The organism is Rhodoblastus sp., assembly GCF_041915505.1.
Classification (GTDB): domain Bacteria; phylum Pseudomonadota; class Alphaproteobacteria; order Rhizobiales; family Beijerinckiaceae; genus Rhodoblastus.
Genome location: NZ_JAYSBG010000142.1, coordinates 1 through 8,522, shown reverse-complemented (window position 1 = coordinate 8,522; position 8,522 = coordinate 1). Strand labels below are relative to the sequence as shown.

Genomic DNA, 8,522 nt, shown 5'->3' with positions numbered 1-8,522 from the left:
CATTGGCCTGAATGCCGGTGGTGCCTTCATAGATCGGCGTGATGCGGGCGTCGCGATAATGCTGGGCCGCGCCGGTCTCCTCGATGAAGCCCATGCCGCCGTGAACCTGCACGCCGGTCGAGGCGATATCGACCGCATTTTCGGTGCACCAGCCCTTGACCACCGGGATCAGCAGATCGACCAAAGCCTGGGCTTCCGTCGCCTCCGCCTTGTCGGGCGAGAGATGCGCGACATCCATCTGGCCGGCGACGAAATAGGCCAAGGCCCGCATGGCGTCGACCCGCGATTTCATGTCGAGCAGCATGCGCTTGACGTCGGGGTGAAAAGCGATCGGATCGCCGGTCTGGCCGCCGATCGGCCGGCCCTGAATGCGCTGCCGGGCGTAATCGCGCGCCTGCTGGAACGCGCGTTCGGCGACAGCCACGCCCTCAAGGCCCACATTGAGGCGGGCGTGGTTCATCATGGTGAACATATATTCGAGACCGCGATTGGCCTCGCCGATCAGATAGCCGAGCGCGCCGCCGTTATCGCCGAAGGACATGACCGCCGTCGGGCTGCCGTGGATGCCGAGCTTGTGCTCGATCGAGGCGCAGATCAGATCATTGCGCTCGCCGAGCGAGCCGTCCGGATTGACAAGGAATTTCGGCACCAGGAACAGCGAAATGCCCTTCACGCCGGGAGGGGCGTCGGGCAGGCGCGCCAGCACCAGATGGATGATGTTTTCGGCGACGTCGTTCTCGCCCCAGGTGATGAAGATTTTCGTGCCGGTGATCCGAAAAGCGTCGCCCTCGGGGACCGCCTTGGTCCGCACGGCGGCAAGATCCGAACCCGCCTGCGGCTCGGTGAGATTCATCGTGCCGGTCCAGGTCCCGGCCACCATATTCGGCAGGTAAAGCTCTTTCTGGGCGTCGGAGCCGTGATGGTCGATCGCGGCTGTGGCGCCCAGGGTCAGCATCTGGCACAGGGAAAAGGCCAGATTGGCCGCGGTCCACATTTCCAGCACCGGCGTCGAGACCAGGCTCGGCAGGCCCTGGCCGCCGAAGGCCAACGGCGCCGGCATGGCGTTCCAGCCGTTGTCGCAGAAAGCCGCATAGGCCTCCTTGACGCCATCCGGCGTCGTCACCACGCCGTCCTTGCAGACACAGCCCTGCATGTCGCCGGGCTGGTTCAGCGGGCTGAGCACGTCGCCGGCGAATTTGCGCGCCTCCTCGAAGATCGCCTCGACCAGATCCTCCGAAACCTCCTCGCTTCCGGGCAAAGCGGCGATTCGCTCGAAGCCGCCGATTTCCTTCATCGCGAAAATCATGTCGCGGATCGGCGCTTGATAGGCGGTCATGAGAAAATCTCCGGGGCGGCGCGGCGCGGCGCAATCAGACTGAAAAAGCGCCGGCGAGGCGGCGGCGCGCCAAGCTAATCCCGCCGTCCGACGAACTCAACCATCGCGGACTTCCCCTTTTGCCTAACCGCCGGCTCATTGCGGCGGCGGCGTGATTCCGAGCAGCGCGGCGACGGCCAGCACGGCCGCGCCGAGCGCCAGCTCCAACGAAACGCTCGCGCGCAGCCGCGCCGCCAGCGCCCCGTCGCCCCCTGAGGCCCGCAGGCCGGGCAAGGCGACGAAGCGGTTGAAGGCGGCGAGCGCCAGCATGGTCGCGACCAGCGCCGCCTTGACGCAAAGCACGGCGCCATAATTGCTCATGAACATCCGGCCGAACGAAGATCCCACGCGAAAGCCGACATTGCCGGCGCCGCTCACGGCGATCAGCGCCACGGCGGGCAAGGCCATCAGGGAAAAAAGCCGCAGCGGCTCGACCATGGCGCCGCCTTCGCCCGAAGCCTCGGTCTCGCGCAGAACGAGCAGCAGCGCGGGCAATCCGCCGAGCCAGGCGGCGGCGGCGAGCACATGGACGGCATAGACCAGGATCATCCAGGCGCCCCACAGACCGGCGCCGCCTTCGGCGGCATGGCCGAGCCAGGCCTGATTGATGAGCAGCAACGCCCCGACCGTCATCAGGACGGCGGACCGGCGCCGCGCGGGCCTGGGCCATGCCGCCGCGACGACGCCCGCGCCGAGCAAAGCCAGCCGGACGGCCGCGACGGGGCCGAACTGGGTCTCGAAAAAGAACAGGGACCATGTCTGCGGATCGGACAATGTGTCGAAGCCGCCCGCCATATTGGCGACGATCGCCGCCAGCCAGCCGAGTCCGGACAGAGCGGCGACCGACGCCGCTGCGCGCAGCAGGCGATCGGTCCCCGCCTGCGCGCGCTCGAAGCCGGGCGCCATATAGGTCCAGAACAAAGCCGAGCCGAACAACACGAAGACCGCGACGAAATGAATCCATCGCGTGAAGAGGAGGACGGCGACGAGCGGCGTAAAGCCGCCGCCCTCCCCGGCGTTCATATCGTCCATGATCGGCTCCCGGCCGGCCTCACGGCGCCACCGTGAATTTGAACGACCCCGAGCTGTGGTGGGTGTCGACCGAAACCGCATGCCAGTTCACGACATAGTTTCCGGGCGTCAGGGCCTGCCCGACCGACAGATGCATGGTGGCCGGACTGCCGGGATCGACCGCCGCCTTGCCGATCGGCACGGTCGCGCCATTGGCCGAGGTCAGCGTGGCGCCCGAAAAGGACGCCACGATCTTTTCGGTAAAGCTCAGCGCCAGCTCCTTCGGCGATCCCTGAACGGTCGCGCCGACGCCGGGACTGGCGTGATCGAGCAAGGCGTGGGCGAAAGCGGCGCCGGAAAAACACGCGAGCGCGGCGGCAACGCCGGCGATGAGGAATCTGCGACGGTTCGACATGGTTTTCTCCTCAATAATGCACATGCGCCTGCGGCGCGCCGAACAGGGGCTTGCCGAGCGTGGTCGGCGCGATGTCGTCCAGATAGAAGTCGATCGACGCCATCACGCCGACATGGGCGCCGCTCGCCGCACTGATCGGAACCTGCGCCATCACGCCGAGCTGGAAATAATTGCTGATGTAATAGAGCGACGGCCCGACCACGCCGGTGGTGACGTTGGTCCCGAAATCGCCCGGCGCCGGCTGGTCGAGATTGCTCACCGGCGTGGTGAAATCAGCCTCGAAGGCCGGAATCAGCCGCCGAAGCAGTTCCGGCAGCTCCTGCACATGCGAATTCATATAGAGCAGGCTGTATTGCAGCGTCGCGCCATAGGAGATCGTCGTCGGATTGAGGCTGCCATCGGCGTTCGAGGAGCGCGTCGGAAGACCGAGATCGAATTCGCCGGTGATGGCGAAGGGCTTCATCCAATCCGCCGGCGCATCGCCGAAGCCCTTGCCGGCGTAAAGCCGGAAGGTCAAAGTCGTGAAGGGATCGGACGGCAACGAGGCGCTCTGCGGGCTGCCGGTATTGCCCCATTCCGCACTGATCGCGGTCGCCACGATGGCTTCCGCTTTCGGATCCTGCCACATCACATATTTGAGCTGGGTCTCGATATTGGCCCATCCGGAGGCGTTGGGGCGCTGTTGCCATTGATAGCCCTCTGAGCCGACCGACAGAGCGAGCGTCGAGGTGATGGTCTTGGAATATTCCCAGCCCAACCCGTAATTGATCGTTCCCGGCGAGCCGTCGGTCGTGCCGGCGGTCAGGTAGGTGAACGTCGGCAGGGTCAGTTCGTCATTGACGCCGGGATCGTCGATGGCCAGCGTCGCGGGAAAAACGCGATCGCCGACAATGGTGTGAGCCTGCGCCGGCGAAGCGGCGACGGCGAGCGCCGCGCAGGCGGCGAGCATAGGGGTTTTGCGCGCGCGACGCGGCGCGCGCGGCGGTGAAATAGGATTCATGGAGGTTTCTCGATCTGATCTGGCCGCCAAGCGGCGTCAGGGACGCGCCGCCTCGGCGCGCCCCGCGAAAGAGCGTTGAAAACGCTGGATCAGACCAGAGACGGAGGGCCGCGCGCGGGCGGCGTCGGCAACGGCGCGGTCCGGGGCGACCATTGCGGGGCGGGCAGCGCGACGAGGACGATCAGCCGCTCTTCGACGCGCAGGACGAAAGCGGGCGTCGCGGCGCTCGCCAGCGCGCAGCCCAGCGACTGGCACATCGGACAGGAATCCGACGAATCGTCGCCTTGTCCGTGATGATGATGGCCTCCCGGATGATGATGCGGGCAATCGGCCATCGCCATGGCCGACGCGCCGGCCGGAAATGCGGCGGGCCGCCCCGGCGCCAGGAACAGGCCGACCGATTGCAGGACGAAAACCAGCGCGACGAGGCGGGCCGTCCAGGCTCGCCAGCGCCACTCACGCTGCTCCGTCATGCCTTCGCGCGCCACGCTCCGCTCCCGCAAGGCGTTCACGATACAGAGGCGGTCTCACCCGCGCAACAATCACGCGGCCTCCGGTCGATCAGCCGCCGCCAGGGCGCGGGCGCGCCGCAGCGTCTGGAGGCGCAGCGAATCGTAGATCGGCTCGTCGTCCGCCAGCGTCGGGACCAGCATGGCGGCGAAACAAGCCGCGAGCATGGGCAGCAGCAGACTGGCGTTGTCGGTCATTTCGGTCACCAGCACGATTCCGGTCAGCGGCGCACGGACGACGCCCGTGAAAAAGGCCGCCATCCCCACCAGAGCGAAGCCGCGGGCCTCGATCGCAACCGCCGGGAACAAAGCCTTGCAGGCGAAGCCGAACAGCAGGCCCGACTGCGCCCCGAGCGTCAGCAGCGGCGCGAACAGGCCGCCCGGCGTCCCGGCCGCATAGGAGATCGCGCCAAGACCGAAGCGCAGCAGGAAAACGAGAATCAGCGCGACCGTATCGCCATCGCCCAGCAAGGCGCTTTGCGTGAGCGGATCGCCGCCGCCGACCAGCGACGGCGCGAAAAAGCCCAAGGCCCCAACCGCGCCGCCGATCACCGCCGCGCGCCAAACCGGGGCGATGCGCGTCAGGCCGTCGCAGAACGCCAACACGCCGAGCAGGGTCCGGTTATAGGCGATGGCGAGCGCGCCCGCGACGCCGCCCGCGATGAAAAACAAGGCGTAGGCCTCGACAGGCGCTGGCGCGAGCGCGGCGGCCAGGAGATCCGGCGCGTCGCCCAGCAGCACGCGCGCCAGCGCGATGGCCGTCGCCGAGGACGCCAGAGCGGCGATCGCCATGCGGCGTTCGAAATGTTGCGCCAGCTCCTCCAGCACGAAAACCGCGCCCGCGACCGGGGCGTTGAAGGCGGTGGCGAGGCCGGCGCCGGCGCCGGCCGCCAGCAGCACGCGACAATCCGCCGCGCCGAGGCCGAACCGGCGTCCGATCTCATGGGCGAGGGTTGCGCCCATCTGCACGCTCGGCCCCTCGCGGCCCAAGGCGAGGCCGGCGCCGATGGAGAGCAGGCCGCCGAAAAACTTGACCGGCAGGAGCGTCAGCGGCGCGGGCGGGAGTTCGCCGCGCAGCACCGCTTCGACATGGGGAATGCCGCTGCCGGCCGCATGTGGCGAGAAACGCCGCACCAGCCAGGTCGCGGCGGCGGCCGCCGCGGCGCAGGCCAGCGCGGCCGCGACCAGCCCGAATCCCGACCGTCCCCCGGCCCAGGCGAGAATCGAGGCGCGGAAAAGATCGGCCTGCTCCAGAGCGAGGCGAAACAGCGCGCCGACCAGCCCGGCGACAGCGCCGGTCAGCAAAGCGAACAGCGAAAGCGCGGCCAAGCCTCGCGATTCTCCGCGCGATTCGTCTTGCTCTTCCGTCGCCGTTTCCGTCATGTCTGCTCCGGTCTCATCAAGCGTCATCCTGACAGGAAAGCCGACCACGCGGCAAGCCGCCGGGCGGGAGTGAAATTTCAATTGACAGCGGCGCGCGCGAACGGTCGGATAGCGCCGGCTGTCATCAGGCCGTCGGAAACGCGCCGTACCGAGAGCCTGCAAACGAACGCGCATTCGGACTTCAGCGTATGGAACTCGATCCGGTCCTCCTGTCTCGAATCCAATTCGCCTTCGTGGTCAGTTTCCACATCATTTTCCCCTCCTTCACCATTGGCCTGGCGGCCTGGCTCGCGACCATCGAGGGCATGTCGCTCGCCACCGGCAATCCGGTCTATCGCCGGGTGTTCGATTTCTGGGTGAAGGTGTTCGCCTTGTCCTTCGCCATGGGCGTGGTCAGCGGCATTGTCATGGCCTTCCAGTTCGGCACCAACTGGAGCGTGCTCTCCGCCCGCACCGGCTCGATTCAGGGCCCCCTGCTCGGCTATGAGGGCTTCACCGCCTTCCTGCTCGAAGCCTCCTTCATCGGCGTGGTGCTGGTGGGGCGCGACCGCGTGCCGCGCTGGTTCTATTTCCTGTCCTGCTGCATGGTCGCGCTCGGCACCATGCTGTCGTCGTTCTGGATCATGTGCAACAACAGCTGGATGCAGGTTCCGCTCGGCCATACGGTGGTCGATGGCAAGATGATTCCGGACGATTGGCGCGCCATCGTGCTCGGCCCCGTGGTGCGCATCCGCTGGCCCCATATGCTGCTCGGCGCCTTCCTCACCACCAGCATGTGCGTCGCCGCGACGGGCGCCTGGCTCCGCCTGCGCAACAAGGCCTGGGAGGAATCGCATGTCATGCTGGATTGGGGCCTCGGCCTCGCCGCCGTGCTGATCCCGGTCCAGATCCTGTTCGGCCATTTGGCGGGCGATCTCGTCCACAAATATCAGCCGGCCAAATTCGCGGCGATCGAGGCGCGCTGGCATGACGAACAGCCCGCCGCCGAAGTATTGGTCGGCTGGCCCGACGAAGCGACGGGCCGCAACCTTTATGCGTTTTCGGTCCCCAAGCTCGGCAGTTTCATCGCCACCGGCACCTGGGATTCGAAGGAAGTCGGAATTGATTCCTTCCCGCCCGAGGACCGCCCGCCGGTGCTGATTCCGTTCTGGACCTTTCGCATCATGGTCGGCATGGCGCTGGTCATCATGACCGTCGCCTGGGGCGGCCTGTTCCTGCGCTGGTTGGGCCGGCTGGAGGACGAGCGCTGGTTCCTGTGGCTAGCGCTGCTGTCCTTCCCCACCGGCTTCGTCGCTGTCATCGCCGGCTGGTTCACCGCCGAAGTCGGCCGCCAGCCCTGGGTGGTCTATGGACTGCTGCGCACCAAGGACGCCGTGACGCCCTCGCTGTCCGGCTCCGTGGCTCTCGCTTCGCTGGTCGGCTATATTCTGGTCTATTCGCTCATCTATACCTTTGGCGTGATCTATTTCTACCGCCTGTTCCGCGATGGTTTCACCAGCAAGACCCCGGCCGCGACCGGTTATGGCTTCCAGATGGAGACGGCCGAATGAGCCCTGAGGCGCCTTCCGACCTCGCATTGTTCTGGGCCGGCGTCATCGCCTTCGCCATCCTGCTCTATGTCGTGCTCGACGGCTTCGACCTCGGCATCGGCATGTTGTTCGGCGCCACCCGGGACAAGGAGCTGCGCGACGAAATGATGGGCGCGATCGCGCCTTACTGGGACGGCAATGAAACCTGGCTGATCATCGTCGGCGCCTCGCTTTTCGCGGCCTTTCCCACGGTCTATGCGGTGTTTTTGCCGGCCTTCTACCTGCCGGTGCTGCTGCTGCTGTTCGGGCTGATCTTTCGCGGCGTGGCCTTCGAATTCCGCGGGCGCGGCGGTCCGTCGCACATCTGGAACGTCGGCTTCTGGGCCGGTTCGGGCGTGGTCGCCTTCGTCCAGGGCGCAGCGGTCGGCGCGATGATCCTCGGCATTCCGGTCAAGGACGGCCAATATGTCGGCGGCCCGTTCGAATGGCTGCGGCCCCTGCCCGTCTTGTGCGGAATCGGCCTGATGTTCGGCTATGCCTTGCTCGGCGCCGGCTGGCTGATCCTGAAATCGCCGACCCGGCTGCGCGACTGGGCCTATGAGCGCGCGCCCTTCCTCGCCAGAGGCATGACGGCGATCCTGGCGCTCGCCACTCTGGTCACCTTTTTCCAGGCCGAGGGCGTGATCGCGCGGCTGGTGGAGCGGCCCTGGGCGGCGATTTTCGTGCTGACCGGCGCCCTTTCGCTCTGGGGCGTGTCGCGCGGGATCAAGGCGCGGCGCGACGGCCGGCCCTTCCTCTTCACCATCCTGTTCTTCCTGTCCGCCTTCGCCTTTCTGGCGGCGGCCTTCTGGCCGTATATGATCCCCTATAGCGTGACGGTGGCCAATGCGGCCGCGCCCGAATCGTCGCTGTCCTTCCTGTTCTGGGGCGCGGGCCTCGTCGCCTTGCCGGTGGTGCTGATCTATTCGGCGGTGGTCCATTCCATGTTCTGGGGCAAGCTCCGGATCACCGGACATTGAACCAAGGCGAGCGGAGTCAAGGCCCTCGGAGCCAAGGCGCGCGCTGACGCGACCGGCTCGCGCGCGGGGGCTTGACCCCGGCGCGCGGAACGGCCATGCGAAGCCTCCGCCAAGCGAGGCTCCCCCCATGCGGAGCCTTTTGGCCGCTGTCGAACAGGGAGCCTCATGACCGCTTTCCGATTTGCCGAGCTCGTGCTGCTGGTCTTCGCCGGCCTGCTGCCGATCATGAATCCGTTCAGCACGGCGCCGCTGCTCATCGCTCTCACCGCCGGCATGACGCG

Annotated in this window: 8 protein-coding genes; 2 read left to right on the top strand and 6 right to left on the bottom strand. The window is 66.9% G+C overall.

Annotated elements, in window-relative coordinates:
- From ACE3S9_RS10545 to clcA, 6 genes are all read right to left on the bottom strand, one after another.
- A partial coding sequence (locus ACE3S9_RS10545) for an acyl-CoA dehydrogenase family protein (RefSeq protein ID WP_374546414.1) occupies nucleotides 1-1,336 on the bottom strand: 1,336 nt, incomplete at its 3' end.
- 135 nt (nucleotides 1,337-1,471) lie between these two features.
- Nucleotides 1,472-2,407, bottom strand: coding sequence for a CopD family protein (locus ACE3S9_RS10540; RefSeq protein WP_374546413.1), 936 nt, complete (start codon nucleotides 2,405-2,407; stop codon nucleotides 1,472-1,474).
- 19 nt (nucleotides 2,408-2,426) lie between these two features.
- Nucleotides 2,427-2,801: a copper homeostasis periplasmic binding protein CopC gene (gene copC / locus ACE3S9_RS10535; RefSeq protein WP_374546412.1), complete on the bottom strand. Its 375-nt coding sequence runs from the start codon at nucleotides 2,799-2,801 to the stop codon at nucleotides 2,427-2,429.
- A gap of 10 nt (nucleotides 2,802-2,811) precedes the next feature.
- Nucleotides 2,812-3,801 (bottom strand): hypothetical protein, encoded by a 990-nt coding sequence (locus ACE3S9_RS10530; protein WP_374546411.1) that lies wholly within the window; start codon nucleotides 3,799-3,801, stop codon nucleotides 2,812-2,814.
- An 89-nt stretch (nucleotides 3,802-3,890) separates the two neighbouring features.
- Nucleotides 3,891-4,313: a hypothetical protein gene (locus ACE3S9_RS10525; protein ID WP_374546410.1), complete on the bottom strand. Its 423-nt coding sequence runs from the start codon at nucleotides 4,311-4,313 to the stop codon at nucleotides 3,891-3,893.
- Nucleotides 4,314-4,343: 30 nt separating this feature from the next.
- The gene (clcA, locus tag ACE3S9_RS10520) at nucleotides 4,344-5,639 is read right to left on the bottom strand and encodes a H(+)/Cl(-) exchange transporter ClcA (protein ID WP_374546409.1); all 1,296 of its coding nucleotides are present in this window, start codon (nucleotides 5,637-5,639) and stop codon (nucleotides 4,344-4,346) included.
- Nucleotides 5,640-5,881: 242 nt separating this feature from the next.
- Here clcA and ACE3S9_RS10515 point away from each other — a divergent pair, with 242 nt between their 5' ends.
- Together ACE3S9_RS10515 and cydB are read left to right on the top strand one after the other, a co-directional pair.
- Complete coding sequence (locus ACE3S9_RS10515; protein WP_374546408.1) at nucleotides 5,882-7,243, top strand: cytochrome ubiquinol oxidase subunit I; 1,362 nt, start codon at nucleotides 5,882-5,884, stop codon at nucleotides 7,241-7,243.
- Nucleotides 7,240-8,241 carry a cytochrome d ubiquinol oxidase subunit II gene (gene cydB / locus ACE3S9_RS10510; protein ID WP_374546407.1) on the top strand — a complete coding sequence of 334 codons (1,002 nt, stop codon included), beginning with the start codon at nucleotides 7,240-7,242 and terminating at the stop codon, nucleotides 8,239-8,241. Before ACE3S9_RS10515 ends, cydB begins: the two co-directional genes overlap by 4 nt.
- Nucleotides 8,242-8,522: the final 281 nt, after the last annotated feature.